19 protein-coding genes are annotated in these 23,416 nt (G+C 45.5%); 6 read left to right on the top strand and 13 right to left on the bottom strand.

Annotated elements, in window-relative coordinates:
- Positions 1–190 precede the first annotated feature (190 nt).
- The 12 genes from H6629_22625 to H6629_22570 all read right to left on the bottom strand — a co-directional run bounded on the left by H6629_22625 (position 191) and on the right by H6629_22570 (position 13,354).
- The gene (locus H6629_22625; protein ID MCB9070580.1) at positions 191–1,081 is read right to left on the bottom strand and encodes a protoheme IX farnesyltransferase; all 891 of its coding nucleotides are present in this window, start codon (positions 1,079–1,081) and stop codon (positions 191–193) included.
- Entirely contained in the window at positions 1,078–2,022 is a 945-nt protein-coding gene (gene coxB / locus H6629_22620; GenBank protein MCB9070579.1) for a cytochrome c oxidase subunit II, read from the bottom strand. Before coxB ends, H6629_22625 begins: the two co-directional genes overlap by 4 nt.
- 28 nt (positions 2,023–2,050) lie before the next feature.
- Positions 2,051–2,350, bottom strand: a complete 300-nt coding sequence (locus H6629_22615; GenBank protein ID MCB9070578.1) for a cytochrome C oxidase subunit IV family protein — start codon at positions 2,348–2,350, stop codon at positions 2,051–2,053.
- Between the two features lie 24 nt (positions 2,351–2,374).
- A complete protein-coding gene (locus H6629_22610) occupies positions 2,375–3,145 on the bottom strand; it encodes a cytochrome c oxidase subunit 3 family protein (GenBank protein MCB9070577.1) in 771 nt (256 codons plus the stop codon).
- Between the two features lie 59 nt (positions 3,146–3,204).
- Entirely contained in the window at positions 3,205–4,845 is a 1,641-nt protein-coding gene (locus tag H6629_22605; protein MCB9070576.1) for a cbb3-type cytochrome c oxidase subunit I, read from the bottom strand.
- Between the two features lie 5 nt (positions 4,846–4,850).
- Positions 4,851–5,672 carry an SCO family protein gene (locus H6629_22600; protein MCB9070575.1) on the bottom strand — a complete coding sequence of 274 codons (822 nt, stop codon included), beginning with the start codon at positions 5,670–5,672 and terminating at the stop codon, positions 4,851–4,853.
- Positions 5,673–5,957: 285 nt separating this feature from the next.
- Positions 5,958–8,378, bottom strand: a complete 2,421-nt coding sequence (locus H6629_22595; GenBank protein ID MCB9070574.1) for a transketolase — start codon at positions 8,376–8,378, stop codon at positions 5,958–5,960.
- A 195-nt stretch (positions 8,379–8,573) separates the two neighbouring features.
- Positions 8,574–9,119, bottom strand: a complete 546-nt coding sequence (gene vanZ / locus H6629_22590; GenBank protein MCB9070573.1) for a VanZ family protein — start codon at positions 9,117–9,119, stop codon at positions 8,574–8,576.
- 18 nt (positions 9,120–9,137) lie between these two features.
- On the bottom strand, positions 9,138–10,364 hold the full coding sequence (locus H6629_22585; GenBank protein ID MCB9070572.1) for a DNA polymerase IV: 1,227 nt from the start codon (positions 10,362–10,364) through the stop codon (positions 9,138–9,140).
- A complete protein-coding gene (locus H6629_22580; GenBank protein ID MCB9070571.1) occupies positions 10,364–11,071 on the bottom strand; it encodes a hypothetical protein in 708 nt (235 codons plus the stop codon). Before H6629_22580 ends, H6629_22585 begins: the two co-directional genes overlap by 1 nt.
- A 30-nt stretch (positions 11,072–11,101) precedes the next feature.
- Positions 11,102–12,232, bottom strand: coding sequence for a tetratricopeptide repeat protein (locus H6629_22575; GenBank protein MCB9070570.1), 1,131 nt, complete (start codon positions 12,230–12,232; stop codon positions 11,102–11,104).
- A 15-nt stretch (positions 12,233–12,247) separates the two neighbouring features.
- Entirely contained in the window at positions 12,248–13,354 is a 1,107-nt protein-coding gene (locus tag H6629_22570; protein ID MCB9070569.1) for a hypothetical protein, read from the bottom strand.
- Positions 13,355–13,610: 256 nt separating this feature from the next.
- Between H6629_22570 and pruA the strand changes: the two genes are divergently transcribed.
- From pruA to H6629_22540, 6 genes are all read left to right on the top strand, one after another.
- A complete protein-coding gene (gene pruA, locus H6629_22565; protein MCB9070568.1) occupies positions 13,611–15,242 on the top strand; it encodes an L-glutamate gamma-semialdehyde dehydrogenase in 1,632 nt (543 codons plus the stop codon).
- 5 nt (positions 15,243–15,247) lie between these two features.
- Positions 15,248–16,300: a glycosyltransferase family 4 protein gene (locus H6629_22560; GenBank protein ID MCB9070567.1), complete on the top strand. Its 1,053-nt coding sequence runs from the start codon at positions 15,248–15,250 to the stop codon at positions 16,298–16,300.
- 227 nt (positions 16,301–16,527) lie between these two features.
- Positions 16,528–16,677, top strand: a complete 150-nt coding sequence (locus H6629_22555; protein ID MCB9070566.1) for a hypothetical protein — start codon at positions 16,528–16,530, stop codon at positions 16,675–16,677.
- Positions 16,678–16,936: 259 nt separating this feature from the next.
- Entirely contained in the window at positions 16,937–18,238 is a 1,302-nt protein-coding gene (locus H6629_22550; GenBank protein ID MCB9070565.1) for a hypothetical protein, read from the top strand.
- Positions 18,239–18,557: 319 nt separating this feature from the next.
- Complete coding sequence (locus H6629_22545) at positions 18,558–19,109, top strand: pyridoxamine 5'-phosphate oxidase family protein (protein ID MCB9070564.1); 552 nt, start codon at positions 18,558–18,560, stop codon at positions 19,107–19,109.
- Between the two features lie 146 nt (positions 19,110–19,255).
- Positions 19,256–19,564, top strand: coding sequence for a biopolymer transporter ExbD (locus H6629_22540; protein ID MCB9070563.1), 309 nt, complete (start codon positions 19,256–19,258; stop codon positions 19,562–19,564).
- A 679-nt stretch (positions 19,565–20,243) separates the two neighbouring features.
- On the opposite strand, the gene H6629_22535 is transcribed toward H6629_22540, so the two are convergent.
- Entirely contained in the window at positions 20,244–23,135 is a 2,892-nt protein-coding gene (locus H6629_22535) for a CHAT domain-containing protein (GenBank protein ID MCB9070562.1), read from the bottom strand.
- Positions 23,136–23,416: the final 281 nt, after the last annotated feature.

Here is a 23,416-nt window from a genome sequence, read left to right as displayed (position 1 = left end):
CTCCATCTGTAAGTGGATGCTACTTTAGTCAAATTTTTTAGTCCGGCAATATACGAATTAAAACCCTCGAAAAACAAATGTCGATTTAATCCGATGGTTGTCCATAAAACAAAAAATCGGAAACTGGGGTGCATTTTTCGTTCACACACCGCCAATTTCCGATTGATACAATTTCATATTTTCAGTTAATTCAAACGATTAGCCGATCGATCGACAGAAAAACCATCACCACCAACATGTAAATATTGATGCGCATAAACATGGCGCGAAACATCCCGTTTTTTTCACTGCTACTCAATAATTCCCTGCTCATCCAGATCAGCCAAAACGCCGCGCCATAGAGCAACCAGTGCAACACAACCGAATGCCCGATGCCGAAAAGCGGGATCATCAAACATGACAGCGCGGTTGCCAGTGTCCACATAAATGTGAGCCGGGAAATCTGGCGCTGATCGAACAAATTCGAGAGTGTCGGGAAACCTGCGCGTTGGTAATCTTCGCTTAAATTGAGGATGAGTAACCAGAAATGCGGCACCTGCCAGATAAAAAAGAACAGCCCGATCGCCATAATTTGTGGGTGCTCCAATCCCCTGCCGCTGGCAGCCCAGCCGATCGCCGGCGGAATCGCGCCGATCAACGAACCGGGAATAACAGCGAACGCGGTTTTGCGCTTTAACGGCGTGTAAACGCCATTATACCACAAGATGTTGAACAAGCCGAGTGCAAATGCGGTGAAATTGGTAAACAGCCCCAGAATTACGGCGCCGCTGACCATTAGCGCAATTGCGATTTTCAATCCGGTTTCCGGTGAAATACGGCCGGAGGGAATCGGGCGATACCGGGTTCGCAGCATTTTGCTGTCGTATTGCCATTCCTGAAATTGATTGAGTGCGGAGGAACCGCAGGAAAGCAGGAATGTGCCCAGCGCCGGAACAACGAGAAACAATGATAACTCACCCGTCGCCATAATATAACCCAAAATAGTCGACATCGCGACCAGTTGGGAAATCCGGATTTTACTCAGTTCGATGACGATGCCGGCCCACTCGCGCACACCGGCAGCTTGATACGTTTGGATCATTTTAACTCTTTAAGATAATCGATGATTGCTGCAATTTCTTCGTCGGACAGTTCGATCTGGGTCATCGGAACACTAGCAACGCCATCAAAGCCTTTAACCTTGTCAGCATCCGGTTGCTTGATTGAACGGATAAGGTATTCCTCATCAACTATTACCGTGCGTTCTTTACCGTCGGTAATCACGGTTTCAGTTTTGCCATAAACACCTTTTAATGAAGGCGCTAAAAGCGTTGTGCCGTCAAAGGTATGGCAGGCAGCGCAACCCTTTGTTTTCACTAACATTTCGCCACGGGCGCTGTTATTTCCGCCGATCTCACCGCTGCCGCTGGCTGAACTATTGCTGGTAAATAGTGCACCTGTTGTGCTGTACCAATTATCGTATTGCGCTTTCGGCAAAACTTTCAGCTTGGTAAGCATATATGAATGCCGGTCGCCGCAATATTCTGCGCAAAAAACATCGTAAGTTCCAGCAGTATCCGGTTGAAACCACATTGTGGTATTCACGCCGGGAACCACATCTTTTTTGATTTTGAATGCCGGAATATAGAAGCTGTGAATCACATCCGTTGAGCCGAGGTTAAGACGAACCGCTTTGCCTTGCGGCACAACCAGAGTGTCTGTTTCAATGCCATTGTCATATTTGAATGCCCAAGACCACATGCGTCCGGTGGTTTCCACAACCATGGCATCTTCCGGAATTGTATCCATTTCTTTGTAGCCCACATAGCCATAATAAAACATGGCCATAACCAGAATTGTGGGGATGACTGTCCAGGTTACTTCGAGCCCGAAGTGTCCGTGAATGTCTTCGGCCTGATGATTGCGGGAATGGTGATATCGAACCATAAAATACACCATTGCAAAAGTTATCGCAATCATCAACACTACCGACACCCAGAACACAAATGCAAAAGTATCATTGAATGTGTCTGTAAAACCCATGTTTATTCTCCAAAATTCGATTCGTTAATTATGCCGGTCGGAAGCCGAAATCTGAAAATGTCAGACCGATAAATATCACGTAAGTAATCAAACAAACCACTAACATGAATTTGAAAAGCATCGGTTCGTATTTAATGTGCATGAAGTACAAAACGACGAGCATCGTTTTAAAGCCGGCAATCCCCAATGCAACCGGAACCGTCAGCGCATGGAGTTGCACACCGGCAACAACCACGGTTATGCCGGTCAGGACGACCAATGCAAACCAAACGACCAGATATCCACCGTATCCCGGGGAATGATGTTCATGTTGACTGTGCTGAGACATTCTTTTTTTCTCCTTTTTGCAGCATCATGTGATAAGATAAAACAATGGGAAGAGGAAAATCCAGATGACGTCAACAATGTGCCAGTACAAGCCGGAGTTTTCCAACTGGATAATATGGCGCGGATTGATTTTATCCGCAGTTGGCTCGGATATCACTTTGATTTCGATATATTCGGTAGTGCCATCAATATTGAGCACATTTCCAAGCTCTTTGCCATGTTCATCGACAACGGCGAGCCGGGATTTTCCGCGAATCGGCTTTAAAATATCGTAATTCATTTTTTCCAGATCGCGGGGTTTCCGGGCGATAAAATAGAGCATCGTGCCCAAAACAGCTATACCCAGCAAAACGTGAACACCGTGCAAGCCTGTCATTACATAATAAAGGCTGAAAAATACGTATTCACCACTGCTGTGGGAAAGCAGTTCTTCCGAACCGGGATACAACCCGATATGAAATTTGTGTCCCCATTCGAAATATTTGATGACAATAAACGTTGCTGCGCAAACAATCGTAACCACCAGCATCCAGATGGACAACTTGCGATTACCGCGCTGTAATGCTTCGATAGATACAGCCACCGTCAAGCTACTGGTCAACAAAACCAGTGTGTTCAGCCCGCCCAATGCGGTATTCAATTCGATTGCGGCATTATGAAAATCCAGCGGATATTTGGCTCGATAAACGGCATAAGCGATAAATAAACCGCCGAATAACAGAACTTCGGTAAATAGGAACATCCACATCGCAATTTTTGCACCGATAACATCACTGGGATGTTTGTGGGCAACCATCGCGTGTCCATGCCCATGTTCGTGGCCGTGTGCGCCGGCAACTTGTGCATGACTACTCATTATGCTACCTCCGCTTTCGTATTGTGATCGTACGGTCCACCGGTCACTACCGGAATTTCATCAAAATTTTCCAGCGGGGGAAGTCCGTCAACGGCTGTCCATTCCAGCGTTGTTCCGTTCCATGGATTGCTCGGTGCAGCTTCACCTTTCAGCATCCCGTGGAAAAGGTTGATAAACATAATCAGAATACCTGAAATGAGTACCCATGAACCAACTGTGGCAAGCACGTGGGCATCATGAAACTGCTCGAGGTGATCGTAATATCGACGGGGCATGCCTTCATAACCCATCACTAACATGGTAAAATACAACATGTTAAACCCGATAAACTGAACTCCCCACGAGAAGTTAGCCCAACCTTTGTTATACATTCTTCCAAACATTTTCGGCGTCCAGTAATGCAAACCGGCAAACAATGCCATAATCGTTCCGCCAAACATAACATAATGAAAGTGGGCAACAACAAAGTAGGTATCATGCAGGTGAATATCCAGATCCAAGATTCCCTGCATCAGACCGGTAAAACCGCCAATGGAAAACAGGATAATAAACGAAACGGCAAACAATAGCGGCGGTTCAACGTGAATCGATCCTTTGTAAAGCGTGGCAACCCAGTTCAATACTTTTATGGCAGTCGGTATCCCGACGAGGAAGGTCAATAACGAAAAGATAAAGTTTGCAGTAAAACTTTGACCGCTGGTAAACATATGGTGTCCCCAAACCAGCGAGCCGGCTAACGCAATAGCGAGGCTTGAATATGCAATCGCTTTGTAACCGAAAATCGTGCGGCGTGCAAAAGTGGGAAGAATTTCGGAAATGACGCCCATTCCCGGTAAAATCATAATGTAAACGGCAGGGTGCGAATAAATCCAGAACAAGTGCTGATATAAAATGGGATCACCGCCCAAAGCCGGATTAAACACGCCGATATTCAGGGTTCTCTCAACCAAAACCAGCAATGCGGTAATACCCAAAATCGGTGTTGCCAAAATCTGAATCCATCCGGTTGCATACAAGCTCCAGCAAAACAACGGCATCCGGAAAAACGTCATTCCCGGTGCGCGCATCTGATGCATTGTAGTCACAAAGTTCAAGCCGGTCAGGATAGAGGAAAATCCTAGAATAAACACGCCGGTAACTGCCAATGGAACATTTGTTGTCGTTGCAGTGTTGTATGGCGCGTAAAATGTCCATCCGGTATCCGGCAGGCCGCCGGCGGTGAACAGTGCAGCCAAAACAACTGTTGCGCCAATGACATAAAGCCACCACGACAGCAAATTCAATCGTGGAAACTGAACGTCTTTTGCTCCTAATTGCAACGGTAGCATGAAGTTACCCAGTGTCGCCGGAATACCCGGAATGATCACCAGAAAAATCATGAAAACGCCGTGCATGGTAAAAACCGTGTTGTACATCCGAGCACTCATAATCGTTTCACCGATGGTGAGTTGCTCAAAACGCATTAAAAATCCGAATACAATAGCCGTAAGGAAAGCAGCCAAAACGCCAATCAAGTACAATATACCGATGCGTTTGTGGTCGGTGGATAAAATCCATCCGAAAATGCCACTGTGCTTACCTTTGTATTCGAGGTAGTTCGGCTCCTTATGCTGAACATCCGAATACGTAACACTTGCCATACGTATTATCCTTCCGCACGTTTAGATTTTGATTTGACAATTAACATTACAAAAAACACGGTGGCAAAAAGTAACGTGATACTTCCTGTCACCCTTAAAAAATTGAAATAATATTTTCTGCCTTCGGGATCGTAGCTGAAACAAAACTTGATCACCTTTGCAATGGTCGGCCCGGTTCTACCTTCGCCGGCTTCCAGCAATGCCATTTTCAGGTCAAACGGATTAAAATCGACACCGTGAAGATAGCGGGCAATTTTACCGTCTTTCGAAACAACAACCAGTGCAGCTGAATGTGCAAAATCATCGCCCCTGCGTTCGAACGCAAACCCAACTTCCGATGTAATGCCGTTGATGTTCTCAAGATCACCGGTAAGCCAGTGCCACTGATCTTCCGGAAATTCCCGATCGAACCGTTGGAAATAATTGTTTTTCTTTTCCTGCGCTAAAATATGGTCTTCATCTTCGTTGATACTGATTGTAATGACCTTAAAATCGCGTCCCGGTTCTAATTTCACTGAGTTCAGCGACTCCTGTAAACCACTCAACAACGGCGAACAGATTCCCGGGCATGTATAATACACAAAGGAAAATACGGTAGGTTTGTCAACCAATTCAGCGATGGTAACCGTGTCACCATGTTCATCGACAAATGAATAATTCATGTTGATTGTTTTACCCAAATGTTCATTTACACCAATCGGAACATTTGCAGGATCTGTGTCTGCGCTGGCTGTTAAACTGAAAATCAGCAATAACGCCAGAGCCCAAAAACCGGTTTTTAAGTGAGAAAATTCTTGTTTTACATCAGTTTTTTTGAACAAATACATCTGAAAATCCTTCCTGCTTACGGAATTGAGACGTTACAGCTTTTCGCGTTGCAAAAATGTTTGACTTAGCTGCCGAATATAGAAATAAAATCATATTCCACAAATAAAAATCTTTACGAAAACACGATAAATTATTGTGAAATCATTCCCATAACGGCAATAAAGTTATAAAACCATGATTCAAATCACAAGCGAAAATGATTTTGATCATGTTTTGATCTATTTAATGTCAAAACGCGCAATCTGGGAAAAGAAATTGCGCGCTTATTTTTTTGTTGGAATCTGCTAAAAAAAGAGGGGTAACCGCCCCGGATCTGATTCGTGGACGAGCCGATAAACGGCATCGAACACATCTTCGGTGTTCGGTTTGGACCAGTAATCACCGTCTGATCCAAATGCCGGGCGATGCGCTTTTGCGGTAATCGTCAACGGCGGAGAATCGAGCAAGCTGTATCCGTTTTGCTTTTCCAGCACTTGCTGCAACATGTATGCGGTTGCGCCGCCGGGCACATCTTCGTCGATAAATACAATGCGGTTGGTTTTTTGAAGCGATTTGCCAATGACGCCGAACCGGTCGAATGGCAGCAATGTGCGAACATCGATAACTTCTGCGCTGATGCCGTTTTCTGCCAGCAATTCTGAGGCATCGTAAACGATTCGGCAACACGCGCCATACGTTACGATGGTTACATCTTTCCCTTCCCGGATAATTTCCGGAACGCCCAATGGAATGGTCATTTCTGCAATATTTTCCGGCAATTTTTCCCGGATGCGGTAGGCGTTCAGCACTTCGATAACGATTGCCGGATCGTCAGATTTTAGCAAGGTATTGTAAAACCCGGCTGCCTGGGTCATGTTTCGCGGAACGATCACATGCATACCGCGAACGAGGTGCAAAATGCCGCCAAGCTGTGAACCTGCGTGCCATATGCCTTCCAGCCGGTGACCGCGTGTCCGCACGATAACCGGTGCTTTTTGCCCGCCTTTGGTGCGCCAGTGCAACGTTGCCAAATCGTCGGACATAATTTGCAAAGCATACATCAGATAATCGAGATACTGAATTTCGGCGATGGGGCGCAGTCCGCGCATCGCCAGACCGATCGCCTGCCCGATAATTGTGCATTCGCGAATACCGGTATCCGACACCCGGAATTCACCATATTTACCCTGCAAACCTTTGAATCCCTGGTTCACATCACCGAGATATCCGACATCTTCGCCGAAGGCGACCAACCGGGGATCGCGTTCCAGCGCAGCATCGAAAAAGGTGTTCAACAATTCAAAACCCATTACGCGGCGAGAATTGGGGCCGTATTTTGGCGCAATTTCTGTGACATTCAATGGCGATTCAGTTGATTCGCTATATAAATGTGTTTCGTATTCTTTGGCGTTTTCATCGTAGTGACTGTGTTTCCACGCCAGTAATTTTTCCCGGATTGCAGAATTTTCGCTCCGGGTAAGTCGCAATGCCTGATGCACTGCCACAAAAATATCGCGACGCAGCAAAATTTGCTTGCTCTCCAGTTGCGATGCCAGGCTTTGCAATTTCGATGCATGCGCGGATTGTTCAGCCATTTTCCGGAACATATCGGTTACCGCAGCAATCTCTTTGCGTATCGGCGATTGAAACGCTTCCCACGCCTGTGTGCGGTAATCTTCGACCAGTTGACGGTCTTCGGATTCCATCGCATCGATTTCGGATTCTGTGACAAAGCCTTCAGCGAGCATCCATTCCCGCATTTTCACCAGACAATCGAAATCGCGTTCCCACTGCAACCTTTCGCGGGATTTGTAGCGTTCGTGGCTGCCGGAGGTGGAATGCCCCTGCGGTTGAGTCACTTCTGTCACATGCAAAATTGCCGGAATGTGATCGCGGCGGGCAATTTCCGTCGCTTTCTGAAAGGTGTCGATCAACGCCGGATAATCCCAGCCTTTCACTACATAAATATCGAATCCGTCGGTTGAACCGGGCTCACGCTGAAATCCGCGCAGCACTTCACCGACGTTAGATTTGGTGATCTGAATTTCATTCGGCACAGAAATGCCGTAGCCGTCATCCCAAATAGAGAGGACAACCGGCACCTTCAAAACACCGATGGCATTTACGGATTCCCAAAACATACCTTCCGCGCAGCTGGCGTTGCCGATGGTGCCAAATGCAACTTCGTTCCCATTTTTTGAAAACTGGGTAAACTGTTGTAATTCCTGAATTTCACGATATAATTTTGAGGCATAACCCAATCCAACCAGCCGGGGCATTTGCGCACCGGTCGGCGATAGATCGGCAGAAGACTGATACATTTCGGTGAGATTTTTCCAGCGCCCGTTGTCGTCCAGCATGCGTGTCGCGATGTGCGAATTCATCTGTCGTCCGGCGCTGAAGGGTTCGGCTTCCACATCTGCATGTGCGTATAATTGGGCAAAAAATTCCTGAATGCTGTGCACGCCTAACGCAAACATCACGGTTTGATCGCGATAGTATCCGGAACGAATGTCGCCTTTGTTAAATGCATGCGACATTGCCACTTGAGCAACCTCTTTGCCATCGCCGAAAATCCCGAATTTGGCTTTCCCGCCCATAACTTCGCGGCGCCCGATCAGGCTGGCCTGGCGGCTTTGGTAGGCAACCCGGTAATCCCGGATAATTTGTTCACGCGTCAGCGTTATCGATTTCAATTTTACATTTTTTGCTTTGGTTTCAATCATAATTTCTCCTGATCCAGTATGACGATCCGCAGATGGGAGATTACCCATCCCAGTTCTTCCCCTCCCGAAGATCAGGCCTGTTGTCCTGATGTCAACTTGTCCTGAATGTTAATTTGGTGCAACGAGCTTGCGCAGCGTATTAAAATAATCGCTGTCGCTGCTTTCTCAAACAGCAAAAAAAAATCGTTGCTGCGATCAGAGTGCCGGGAGCCAGCGCCGCGTCAACACCCAGCGAAAGAAAAATGCGCCGATTGTCGCTCCTACAGCATCGGCAACGCCGTCCCAAAAATCAACCATTCTGCCGGGAACAAAGGATTGATGAAACTCATCCAGCGCCCCGTACACTGTGGCGATAACGATAGCCAAAATCACCATATTTCGTCGCCAACCGGGGAAACGGTTTTGGTAATAAAACGCCCGCGCGATAAAGAATGCAAATGTACCGTAAGCGATGGCATGCGCTACTTTATCGTGCCATTTGAAGGTCAACTCCATCGTGGGTAATTTTGAAAATGATGATAAAATAAATATGCAAATTGCAATGATTACCGGTGGTGCCTGATACCACCAGAAATTCATGTTTTTTTCTCGATACGCCATCAAAACGTCCTGATCCCTTTCGATGTTCAACTGTCGTAAATTGTCGGCGCGATTAGCTGCGCTGCGATAAAAAAAGAAAAAATTTACCCCGTCATTCCGCCATAACTCACAGAATCGGTTTGGTAAATCCGGATTTTTCACTATTAAATACTACTGTAATCAAGATTTGTTTTTGCCGGATTTATTTTTCTTTGCAGATAACGTTTGTGCGTGCGTTAGCGCAGATTTGCCGAATTTCGCCTGCAATGAATCCATTATTTTTTCCAGCTTCTCTTTTCGTTGCTGATCCTGATCCCACAACGACAACTGCAATCCTTCCTCGCTGACCAAATGGCTGACGCCGACGCCAATTAATCGCACCGGGCGATCGTCGTTAAAATCCTCAAAAAGCGATTTGGCGATCGCAAAAATATCGCCGGTTAAATGAGTGGATTGCTGCATGGTTTTGGCACGCGTAAAGGTTGAAAAATCGGAAAACCGCAGTTTGAGCTGAACCGTTTTGCCGCGCAACTGCTGTTCCCGCAATCGTGTACTGACTTTTTCGGAAAGCTTTAGTAAGGTGCTGATCAAAAATTCGCGATCGGTTTGATCTTCAAAAAATGTCGTTTCGTGGCTGACCGATTTCACCGGATCGCGGTCATGCACCTCGCGTTCGTCGATGCCGTTGGCCATTCTGTGCAAATGGTCGCCCATTTTGCCGAATTTTTTGGTGAGCGCATCTGCCGGATATTGCCGCAAATGCCCGATGGTGTGAATGCCTATTTTTTCCAGCGAAATCAGCGATTTTTTGCCAACTCCCCAAATGCGTTGCACTGGCAACGGATCAAGAAATTCGTGTTCTTTTCCGGGCTCGACGATGGTCAATCCATCCGGTTTTTGAAAATCCGAGGCAATTTTGGCGATGCTTTTGGTCGCCGCAACGCCAATTGACGCGCGCAGTTTTGTGTTGTCGTAAATCGCTGATTTTACCTGATTTGCCAATGCTCGAATTTGTTCGGTATCCGGTTTTTTTCCGCGAAAAGAGGCGTGCCCGGTCATGTCCATGAATGCTTCATCGACACTGATTTTTTGCAGTTTTGGAGAGAACGTTTCCAGAATGGAAAATATCCGCCGGGAATAATCGCCGTAGAGCTTGCCGTTGGGTTTCACATAAATACCATGCGGGCACAATTGCCACGCCCGGGTTATCGGCATTGCGGAATGCACGCCAAAAACCCGCGCTTCGTACGATGCAGTGGAAACAACGCCCCTCCCCTTCCCTTTTTGGGGATCCGCCCCGATAATTACCGGTTTCCCGCGCAGCGACGGGTTGAGCAATTGCTCAACCGCTGCAAAAAAGGCGTCCATATCCACATGAAAAATGATGCGTTGCCAGATGGTGTTCATTATTGTGGTATAAATACAAGTGCCGTAATTGCAGCAGCTAAACCCACTGCAATCAAAATGTTACGGGTATATTGCCCGCGTTTCATTCCCGGTTTGAGAAAACCGGTTTTGCCGCCGGTGATCAGGTTTTGATTTGGGATTACCAATTCGCCCTGCAATTTGTAAGTGTCCGTTCCCGCAGCATTCATCGATGGAAAATTGAATGTGGTGTTAAACGCACCGCTGACGCCATATGCCTGCTCGGTATCGTCGATGGAAATTGTGCCGGATTGGTTGCTGGAATACATTTCATTTTCCGGAAATTTGCCGTTCGGAAACACAAAAACTGCCGAATCCCGGGTTGCCAAATCTACCGTTCCCGCAAAATTTTTTCCTAAATCGATGTAAATATCGTAATTAGCAGGTACCATTTTATCCGAAGGCAGTGAATCAGATTCGATGATCAAATGCAAAACGGATGATTCGCCTTCGGAAAATTGTGCGTAATAATATTGATGATTCTCAGATTTGGATTGCACTTGCAGCACATCCTGAAATTCGATTGCCACATTGCGATACAATTTACTGCTTTTGGCGCGAAACGTTTGCGCCGGTGCATCATTCACCTGAAGCGTCACCTGCCCAAAATTGGTGCTGTCCGGCGCTGCCCACAATTGGATTGCAGCCATGCAACACACCGCAACAATAATCATTTGAAAATTTCTCATCGGTTTCCTCTGTTAATAATACCGGTTGGGTTATTTATCCAGGCGGCGCTTCAATGCGTCCATTCGGGCGCTGACAACTGTATCATTCTCTGTGTGTTTCATATAAGTTCGATAATGTGATCCGGCGGTTTCCATATCCGACTGCTTTTCCGCGATAAATCCCAAATAGCGATACGCCTCCCAAAATTCCGGATCGATTTGCAGCAATCGCTCAAAAGAACGTTGGCTTGCCGCAAATTGTTGCGATTTATATTCGAGAACCGCACGCTCAAACCAGGCTGCTTTACATTCACCATCCAATTGAATTGCGTAATTTAACTGTTCGCGAGCTGCCTCGTTTTTGTTACGCAGCGAAAAATATTTTGCCCGGTATACATACACTTCGGCATCTTTTGATAAATCGACATTATTGCTGTTCAGCAACGTCATCGCTTCTTCCTGCAATCCGGTTTCGAATTTGGCCATTCCCAAAAACTTGATGGCTTCTGGCTCCGGTTTTGTCATGGCGATGTAGCGGTTTATCGCCGCAATGGCGGCATCAAATTCTTTTATCTTGAACAGCGAAAAACCCTGTAACCGCCAATATGCTGCGGCGGGCTGCGCAATCCGGTTCCGGTAATCCAGCAAATAATTCAGCGCGGTTTGATATTCACCCATTTGGTAATTCGTTTCAGCAAGATCCAGATAGGTATTTACCGAATCCGGATTGGCCACCAAATAGCGTTTGAAAAAAATATGCGCTTGCTCATAGCGACCGGCACGGATGTGCAGTTGGGCAATTCGCTTCCAAATGGGCGGATGATTGCTGCGATATTCCAGATATTTTTCGAGCGACGCTATCGCCGAATTGTAATCGCCGGTTTTTTCCAACACCTCACTTTTCAGCACGTAAAGATTTGCTAATTTTGGATTTATCGCCAATGCAGAATCGAGGTGCGGAATCGCTGCGGCATAGTTTTCCAGCCGGATTTCATACTCCGCAAGTGAAAGCAACGCCAATGCTGACGGTCGAGGTTCTTCTATCGATTTTGGTGCGCAAGCACATATCAAAGAGCCGAACATCAGCAAATAGGCGCAACTTTTTAAATAGTGTTGCGCAAAGATCATTCGTACTGCCAGTTGGTTAAATTCCGATGCTTTGTTGTATGGAGCAGCGGTCAAAAAAGTTTCTCACATTTACCGGGAATGCACAACTTCTTGCGGCGCATTCAGCCGGAAAACTTTATCGAACAATCGATTGATTGTCCATTGGGTAACTTTCGGTTTGAACAATCCGGCGTAATCGCGGGCGATTTCCACATCGCGCCGTAGCGATAATTCCTTTTGCGGTACCGAATAAAACCAGCGTTTTTCCTGCATTCGTTTGGACAGATAAATTTGTTCCGTTTGTCCTGGCGTTGGCACAAAAAGAGCGGGTTTGCCCAATTCCACCAGTTCCATCAACGTGGAATAGCCGGATCGCGATACGATTAAACCGGATTTGTTCATTAAATCCGCCATTTTTTCGCGCGGCATATGGGAATATACCTTCAAATCGTCGCGGTCGGTTAGCACTTCCTGAGATTCGCTTTTGCCGAGCAGCACCACTTTTTTGCCGGGAATGCGCTCAACTTCCCGCAATACCTTTTCTTCGAAAATAGTGCGCTGCGGTTCCGGTCCGGAAATGCTGACGAGCACATCAATTTCCAATGGCACTTCCGTTTTCCGTACGCTGGAAAATAATCCGGCGAACACATATTTATGGCGCATATCCGGCACTTCGCTGAGCCTGCCGCTGAGCAAGCCGCCGTCGCCATCCGGGAAATCGGGGATGATAATTTTGCTGAATTTTTCGTAATAATGGCGGTTGAATCGCCCCACGGTTTTCCGGGCAACGCCGAAACCTGAGGGCATTTCAAAATAAATCTGGTGGCTGATCAGAAACGAAATCACCCGACGATGATGAATGCCGTAACATTGGTCGCTGATAATTAGGTTCGGCTGAAAACGCGATACAATATATTCGCAAAAAGCATGTTCATCGCGAATGCCTCGCAAAAATTTGGGCGATTGCAGAAACAGTGCAAAACTGGTCGAATCATTTTTGGCGTATGTCAATTCATACGACGGTGTTTCCACAAACTGGGCTTCCGGCACCTCATTTTTGAGCAACGCCAGTGCCCGCCCGTTGCTGCCGATGAGCACTTCCCATTTCCGGCGAACAAATTCACGGATGATCGGCAAACTGCGGGTGGCGTGTCCCAATCCCAGATTCAGCACTGCAAAAAAAACTTTGCCGGACATTTTTTCTCCGATTTAACGGTTTTTTTAACGATAATTTGGCGACGTGAAAATATATGCGGAATTAAGGTTTTTTGCAATGACATATGGCAAGCTTAACCGGATTAAAACTTTGCATACGCCAGATTTGCAGAAAATGCAACATAGCGGCAGCGCTTTCTGTGAATTCACTTGACTATTCTTCGAAAAGGTCTAAAATTTCGAGGCTTAAAATTGAGGTCCAAACATACAATCAACAACTGAAGACGGAGGCTGCAACATGTCCAACGCCTATTTTAGAGTACCAAAACCGGTGAACGAGCCGATCAAATCCTACGCGCCCGGATCGCCGGAAAAAGCATCGTTAAAACGGAAAATTGCGGAGATGCGCCAAATACAGCACGACATCCCGTTGATCATCGGCGGAAAAGAAATCCGCACCGGCAACACTGCCGAGTTGCGCTGCCCGCACGATCACTCACTGAAACTCGGCGTGTATCACAAAGCCGGCGAAAAAGAAGTTCAAATGGCAATTGAGGCTTCGCAAAAAGCCCGCAAAACATGGTCGGAAATGCCGTGGGAACACCGCGCATCCGTATTCCTGAAAGCAGCGGAATTGCTCGCCGGACCGTGGCGCGACACGCTGAACGCAGCAACTATGCTCAATCAATCCAAAACCGTATTTCAGGCGGAAATTGATGCCGCTTGCGAACTCATCGACTTTTGGCGATTCAACGCCCATTACATGGCGCAACTGATGGGCGATCAGCCGGAATCCAGCGCAGGAATCTGGAATCGCATGGAATACCGTGCATTGGAAGGATTTGTGTTCGCGATAACCCCATTCAATTTTACCTCGATCGGCGGTAATTTACCGACTGCTCCGGCAATGGTTGGCTGCGTTTCGCTGTGGAAACCGGCATCCAGCGCGGTGCTTTCCGCATATTACATCATGAAAATGCTGGAAGAAGCCGGCGTTCCCGCAGGCGTCATCAACTTTGTGCCCGGCTCCGGCGCTCAGGTCGGAAACCCGGTGATGGCCAGCCCGGATCTGGCGGGCATCCACTTTACCGGCTCCACCGGCGTTTTTCAGGACATGTGGAAAACCGTTGGCGACAACATTCACAACATGAAATACTATCCGCGCATCGTCGGTGAAACCGGCGGAAAAGACTTCATTTTCGCGCATCCGTCCGCCAATGTGGATGCGTTGGTCATCGCTGCGGTTCGCGGCGCGTTCGAATATCAGGGGCAAAAATGCTCTGCTGCATCACGGATGTATGTCCCGAAATCGCTATGGGGCACATTCAGCGAAAAATATGTCGCAGAAGTCAAACAGATTAAAATGGGCGATCCTGAAGATTTCACCAATTTTATGGCAGCGGTAATTGACAAAGGCGCGTTCAAAAGCATAACCGAATATATCGATCACGCTGCGAAATCGGACGACGCTGAATTCCTCACCGGCGGCAGATACGACGACAGCAAAGGCTGGTTCATCGAACCGACCACGATCGTCACCACCAACCCGAATTTCAAAACCATGCAGGAAGAAATTTTCGGACCGGTGTTGACCATTTTTGTTTACGACGATAACAAGCTCGACGAAGCACTGGAATTGTGCGACACCTGCTCGATGTATGCGCTCACCGGCGCCGTTTTCGCACAGGATCGCGCCGCAATCGTGAAAATGAGCAACGCACTGCGCAACACGGCGGGCAATTTTTACATCAACGACAAACCCACCGGCGCAGTGGTCGGGCAGCAGCCGTTTGGCGGCGGCCGCGCATCCGGCACCAACGACAAAGCCGGCAGCGCCATGAACCTGCTCCGCTGGATGACCGCACGCACAATCAAAGAAACGTTTGTGCCGCCGACCAACTGGCGTTATCCGTTTATGGATGAGAAATAGCGCGAATGCGAATTGCGCTGATTCACACCCGGCTGAAACGGGTGGGCGGACTGGAAACGCGGTTGTTTTCATACATCGACGAACTGACTGCCCGCGGGCACGAAGTGACCGTGATCGTTTCCAAAATTGAGCACAACGAGCAATTGCCCGATGGCGTTCGGGTGATCCGGTGTTCGATGAAACGTGTGCCCAAACCCATCCGCATCTGGTATTACGACCGTGCGGTGCAGTCGATTTTACAGCGCGAGCAATTCGATTTTGTGCTGGCATTGATACAAATTTCCGGGGTGGACGCATTGCTGGTTCCCGGCAACCACCCCGGATATTTAAAAGCGGTTCAGCGACGCACCAAACTGCTCGACCGGCTGGTTATTTCCGTTGAACAAAAATGTTTTTCATCTGCGCAAACGCTGCTGGCCTGTTCGCAGATGATGAAAGATGAAGTGGTGCAACTCTTCGGCATTGCGCCGGAAAAAATCCGCGTGCTCCATCCCCCCACCGACAACCAACGATTCCATAGTCAACTAAAATCCCGGAAAGCTGAATTCCGCGAAACCTACGGCTTTGCTAAAGATAAATTCAGTTTTTTGCTGGTTTCCGCGAGCCATCGCCGTAAAGGCTTGCCGCTGCTGATCGATGCGTTTTCGCAGTTGAAAAATGAACCGGTGGAGTTCATTTTGGCGGGCACACCGCTGAAAATGGCGATGCCGGAAAACATGCGATACATCGGCTACGCCAAAAAAGCGGAGGAATTGTTCGCCTCTGCTGATGCGCTCATTTTACCGGCGACGTACGAACCGTTCGGGCAAATTGTATCCGAGGCGATCATGTGCGGCACACCCGTGTTGCTCTCGCACATGGTTGGCGCGAAAGCGATTGTTTCCGAAAATGAGGGGATGATCGTCAACAGCTTTTCAGTTGACGATTGGGTTAAAGCCATCCGCGAAATGACCCGGCGGCAGTTCAACATCGCCCCGGATTTTGCGGTGCAACAACGGCTGCTGCTCCGCGATCACGTTGACGCAATTCTGGATGTTGCGGAAAACAGAGCGAATTAGCCGCAAAAGCGCGGAGGTCACGAGAGTGTTTTGTTGTGAATATTAAATCGATTGTAGCGGCGGTTTACGAACCGCCCACAATCTGCGCTTTTTAGCCGAAACAACCGGGACACCACCCGAAAATTGATGCACACCACCGGAAAAAACACGGCACAGCAGCGAAAAACGACAGCACAGCCCCAAAAAATTACAACACACCTCCGGAAAAGTATAGCACACCGCCAGAAATGTTCGGTACAGCAGCGATATACGACAGCTCAGTAGCACAATTCGTCAACACAGCCATGAAAATTATTGGCGCACCGATGAAAAATGGCAGCACACTTGCCGAAGCTTGCAGCATACCAGCGAAAAATTATACTGCATCAAAAGAATGAATTACCCCACCCAAAATTTCAGCTGAAAAAAACGATATTTTTCCGAAAAAAAATATTCCCAAACAGATATTTTTGGTGTGTAATTTACCCACCTCGCATTTACTGCCTTCGCAGCCTATCCAATTGCAAATATTCGTTGTCCGGATTCATTTACATTGATAACTTAAACCACGCTACTGTAAGCGGATAAGAATGCAGCTTCGACAAAAACGGTCGTTTACACATATATAGAGTTTCTCAAAAACGAATCGGGAATATCATGAAAGCATGCATTTTTACCGTTGTAGTTTCAATTGTTCTCACATCTTTTGCGGTTTCCCAAACACTATTTCAATCGAAAATTGATTCTGTAAATCAAACCAATTCGACAGTTAACACATATTTCCCGGTGATGATCGATCCCGGCATGACCATGCGGATCGGTGCAGAAAATACCGTTTCGATACTCAACGGATTGGCGGCAGCGGAAGATCATTTCATCAAAACGAAATGGTTTGCGGAACATTCCGTTGCCGGAAAAACCGGCGGGATTGCCGGCAGATTGGCAAAATATGCGCTCATCGATTTGCCGGCGGATTATTTTTCTGTGGTACTGGCGCACGAATTTTTCGGACACGGTGCGCGATATCGCGAGCTAGATATGAACAACATCTTTTATGCGTTCGACATGCCCCCGCCCTACGGCAATGGCGGCGGTGAGGCAAGCAATTACGAGTCAGTGGAAATTAGCCAACAGGAGTTGCTCTCCATCTGGCAGGGCGGCGTTGAGGTGCACCCGCTGATCTGGAAAAATTTGCAGATGCGCTGGATGGCAAACAATGAGATCAATTATCGCGAAGCGTCCCAATACTATTGGGCACAGCAAATTATGATGGACTATATCCAGAAAACAGACGAAGATTTGACAAACGGTTCAACCGACAACGATTTACGCGCATACGTGCGAATTATCAACGCAAACGCCGGACACACCGATCTGCAACACCTGCCGCTGACCGTAAAAGACCTGAAATCAAGAATGCTGCTAAATGTAATAAATCCATTCTTTTACTATTCGGTTTTTACCATCTTGAAAACCTATTTTTGGGATGGTAATCGCAGCAACAGCATGCCCGTTATCAGCATCGGAAAAGTGGGCTATTTGCCCGCTTTCCGCAGCGGACTGACGCCGTTTGGCATCGAATATCATTTTGAAAACTATCTGCGCTTCAACCGCAAGGTTGCGCTGCTCGACCTGAGCTATGGTGATCAATCGCTGGATAACACATGGGGAGGTGTTGGCGTATCGGTGCAAAATATGATTGAATCACCACAATGGTCAATCAATTTTTATGGCAACATCTGGCAGCAACCGGATTTGGCATTCGGTATCAATCCTTCGGTTAAAAAAGGCGGCGGGTTGGGTGGCGCATTTTCTGTGCGGGGATATTATCATTTGAAAAACAGCGCTGTACCGTTTTCTGCCGTCATCGAAATGGGTTACAAATCCACCGGATTTCTGGAAGGTTACGCAATAGATGCATCGCCGATTCTCGCAATCGGTTTAGCCATGCGAGATTGACCAAAATTTGATGATTCGCAGTTACAAAACAAAAAATCTCAACCATTGATTCCCAATATTCAATTATTTATAATTTGTTTTCCTGCAAGACAATTTCATCCGACAATGGAAACAGAACAATCCGCAGGATATTTTTGGCAGCGGTAGAATCGCGATTGTGAAATTTACGCATATCAGTGCCACGGCCGAACAAGCTTTCATCAGTATTTCATCAGATAGCCATTTGAAAAACAGTGACAACGCTGTTATCCAATTGAATGAGTTGGGAAGTGTTAAGGTGTATTTTCTGTAAATCAGAATCCTTATTAAAGGAGAAAGCATGGGTAATCGAACCACCGAACTCAGTGAAAAGCAGATTACATTCATCGAATCACAAAATATATTTTTTGTCGGCACAGCAACGGCGGACAGCCGGGTAAACATCTCGCCAAAAGGGATGGACTCGCTGCGAGTGATCGACAATAAACGGGTGATTTGGCTGAACGTGACCGGCAGCGGCAACGAAACGGCCGCACATGTGCAGGAACACCCGCGGATGACGTTGATGTTCGTGGCATTTGAAGGTGCACCGCTCATTTTGCGGCTGTATGGCACTGCCAAAGCTATTCACCGCAATGATCCCGAATGGAATGTACTGATCTCGCTTTTCTCTCCGCTTCCCGGCGCGCGGCAGATATTTGATCTGGCTGTTGAATTGGTGCAGGCATCCTGCGGCACCGGTGTTCCCTATTTCGATTATGCGGGTAACCGCGATCAGCTCAGTAATTGGGCTGCCAAAAAGGGCGATGAGGGCATAAAAGCATATTGGCTCAAAAGCAACCAGCAAAGTCTCGATGGCAAACCGACACATATCAAAAACAAAAATATGTAATCGTGGTTTTTTTACACCCTGACACTCTTTTATTGCCCAACCTGCGAAAAAAAATCTTGACCAGGATCGCCAAAACCAATATCTTTTAACCAATCTTTAAAATTTCTCACAAATTCCAATAATCAACAAATGTAAAGGGGCAACTCATGAAGCGGTTAATTTATGTTTTGGTAACAATTGCTGCCGCGATTGCAATTCTTAGCTGCGAGCAGCAAAGCCATTCATCTGCGATCGAAAGCATAACGATCACCATAAAGGCCGACCAGACAATCCAGATCAACGATGAAAATGTGACCTTGAGCGCGTTGGCAACCACCCTGAAATCACTAAATATCGATAGTGAAACGGTAGTAAATATTATTGCTGAAAATGACGTGGAAATGGGAACACTTAACGATGTCCAACAAGCCATCAGATCGGTAAACATTGAAAAAGTAGTCAACAAAAAAAGCTGATATCGTTTATGGTCGGAAGCAACTCTGCAAACAACTAAAAAAAGCAATTATTATGTTTACCAAAAAAAGTTACAGCCGGGCTCATTTAAAATAATCTAGGAGGGCGTTACAGGGGTGGGACCCGGCTGTAATTTTTGTCATTTTTCGCATTGAAAACAGAGCCAAAACCATCAAAAAACCTCTTTCGAAATCCTTTCGTGTTGAGTGCCAAATGCTTAAGTGATTAAATCAATTTATTGCAACTTTTTTGTGAACGCAATGATAAGAAAAATTGATGAATAGTACATTCAGCACGTGAAATTTCGGTGATTATCACAAAGTTGATAGATGGCTAACCACTTATTTATTTGGTTAAATATGGGCTTAAAAACTAAATGAGGATGAGGAGAATGAGTTTCCGGGGCTGTGATACGTCTGAACAAAAAAATACAACAGCCGGGCTTATTTAAAATAATTTAGGAGGAGGTTTTAAGGAGAGACCCGGCTGTAGTTTTTATTCAAAATTAAGATTTTACAATTCGGTGTTTCTATAATAAATCTTATATATAACGCCGAAAAATATAGTGAAAAATAACTATCAATTCAAATAGTAATTTGCGAAACTTCGGTTCAATTTTAGCTGCTATTTATATTTTATTATTTGGGAGCGTTAGTTGTTATACTTTTCACCCCTTTCAGTTCACCGACCGATAAGCACAAAACTGCTCCACGATGCCGGAAATGCGGTTCTTTCTCCGGCAATCAGTTTCAGTTTGGCATTGTGCAACGCTTCGCCATAATCTTGTCCGTTCAATATGTTGTTGTATAATTCCACCATCAATTCACTGGTATGTTTATCATTTACTTTCCAGAGTGAGTGGATAATATTCCGGGCACCGGCATACAAAAACCCACGCGTTAGTGCAATCATGCCCTCCCCTTTTTTCAGCTTGCCTATACCGCTTTCGCAACTGCTCATAACCAATAAATCGGCATTCAAATTTAGATTGAACGCCTCATCAGAGCGAAAAATACCATCATCGATTGATGTCGTATCGGTGACATCATAAAACAGTAAACCGGAAAGCGATGGATTGTTGGCGTTAATTAATCCATGCGTGGCAATGTGTATGATATTTGCCTGGCGGGCAATCGATACAAACTGGGCTTCTGTGCTTTCGTTATTTAAAAATATGGTTGTTTTTAGCTTTTGATCAACAAAAAGTTGATGGATTTTCCGGATTTCAATTGCACTATAGGGCAACCCAACGAAGGATTTGCCATCAACAGTTACCGATCTGTAATCCAGTAAACCTTTCAGATATTCAAATATGGATGATTTGATGATTGAACTTGCCTGAATATCCTCCCCATCGGTAAATACCGGCGCAAACCCAACAAAATCAACTGGTTGTGTAAATCCTGATACCGTTTTATTTCGCTTAATCAGGGATGAATGATAATGATATGAAATCTGGTAATCCCGTAACAAATACGGCAATTCACTAAAACCATTGTCGACTGCAGAATTTGTTAACAACGATTCAAACGGTATATAATGCAGCTTTCCGCCGGGAATTATAATCAGTTTACGAATGCCGGTTAATTGATTTTTCAACGGATACACCAAGGTATTGTATAACGCTGTACCGGTGTTTCGGTAATCTTCAAAATCAATATGTTTTAATGCATTAAAATGTTTGTCGATGGTTTCGTCAAATGTATCATCGATGGTCTGTTTATTTATCTGAATATCATTAGCTGTGATGACTGCCGCAAACAACGTCTTATCGTAATAAAAATAATCGATGACCGCCTCATCATCACTCAATTGGGACTGTAATTCAGTTAATGGAACGTCCGACTCAGGTGAGATCAGTTGATAATATTTGGGATATTTATTTTTAAACGAATTGATCAGGTTCCGGTGATCCAAGTTGAGTGCAAACAACCGGTTTTGCAGCTCAGTCAGTTGGGTGTTATTTACTTCGGATTTTTCTTCGAGCGTTAATTCATCAATCTCCAACCGGGTTTTTACCAAACTCCGGCGGAGATTTTTCTCAACTAGAAGCAATGAATCCGGGATGCCTGCAAAACGTCTGGCTTTTGATTCTTCCAACATTTTTCGCAGAGATATGTATTTACTCTGTTTAATAAAATTGTAGGATTCTATCAGGTATTGTTGATTTCCGGTTTTCCGATAGAGTTCCAATCCGGCATTTATTCCGGCAGGATATAAATTAAAAAACTGATCGAGTTCGGTTATGCTATTTTGGTCATCGCTATTCAGGTACACAAATTCATTGAATTTTTTGATTGTTATATTCGCGGTTTCAAACGCCAATTCCAACAATTTATCAGTTGGTTTATTTGCATCGTTTCCATTATTGATAAGTGCCATTAACGTAATTGTTTTCGCACATAACAATTGAATCAGATTCCCATTTATCGGTAATTCATCGTCAGAGGGATTTGTTAAATAATGAGTTACCCGATCATCTTTTCTGTGAGAATCCATCCCTTTTTGGATCGTTTCCAATGCGCTAACATACGCGTTTTGATTGTTATAAATTTTTGCCAACCGGGAGTATGCATATGCTACGAACTCATTTCTTTTCCCAATTGATTTTTGAAAAATTCTGATCGCATGATTCAATGTATCAATCGCGGCATCAGGCTGGCCTAACTGATCCAGAGTGGTACCGATCAGGACATATGACCATGCAATATCCGGATGATCGTTCCCCAAAAAAGCTTTTCGGAGATTTACCGACCGTTGCGCATTTTTCAAGGCATCTTCATATTTTTTTAATTCGTACTCATCCAATGCAATATTGTATAACAACCCAGCAGCGTCGATGTTGTTATCCCCGATATGGGCAATCAAGATATCCAGCGCCATTTGATGATAATGCAATGCTTTATCAAAATCACCGTTTGATTGATATACAATGCCCAAATTGTTATAGCTAAATCCAATGGAAATATCATTCTCGCCAAACAATTCCCTCCGGATATTCAACGCTTTTTGTTGAAACCGAATCGATTCGTCAAACTCGAATTTTTTATAGTAGACCAATCCAAAATTGCTATACACATTCGCGATTCTAATACTATCAGGATTTGCAGGATCAGCATAACATTCCAATGCTTTTTCATAAAAAGGGATCGCCAAATCGAATTCAGTTAAGTAATATTTTATCACACCTTTAAGGTTATTCCAGGAACCCCAGGTTTTAACAGGAACATCCGGCAACGATTTATATATTGTACCGGAAATATCCAGTTCTTTATCGGCATCTCTATAATTGCCTAAATCTTTATTAATCAGTGCTTTATGGTAGTAGCATTTTCCAACTACTAAATTGTTCTCTCCAATATGATTTCGTCCAATTGCCAACGATTTTTCGATCAAATATTTGCAGGTGTCATATTCACTAATATTTTGCAAGCTATTGGCCGCACTCAAATAACTGTCAATAGCTTTTATCCAGAATTTTTCATTTCCGGTTGAATTTGCAATAGTTTCATATAGTTTTCCGGCTGTTCTGAATTCAACCGCGGCGCTATCGTATGCATTTTTATGATTCAAGTTTTCGCCATTGGCAAAATAGCTGTTGGCCAGCGTGGAGTCCGTTTGAGAATAACCGAAAACTGTCAAAAAAAGGATGATCAGCCAGATAAAAAGGTACACAGCTCTTTCATGTGGGACGTGCATTTCTACTCTCCAATCACATCGCTAAATTATCATTAAACTACTAAAATAATCAAAGGCTTGAAAGAAGTTCAAAAATCAGGCCAATGAATAAATGACACAATTCTTATGTTTTTGGAACAAATCTGTGTGATTACACACAATCACACTTGTTGGTT

The sequence above is a fragment of the Calditrichia bacterium genome, from assembly GCA_020634975.1.
Classification (GTDB): domain Bacteria; phylum Calditrichota; class Calditrichia; order RBG-13-44-9; family J075; genus JACKAQ01.
This window is presented reverse-complemented; position numbering and strand designations above follow the sequence as displayed.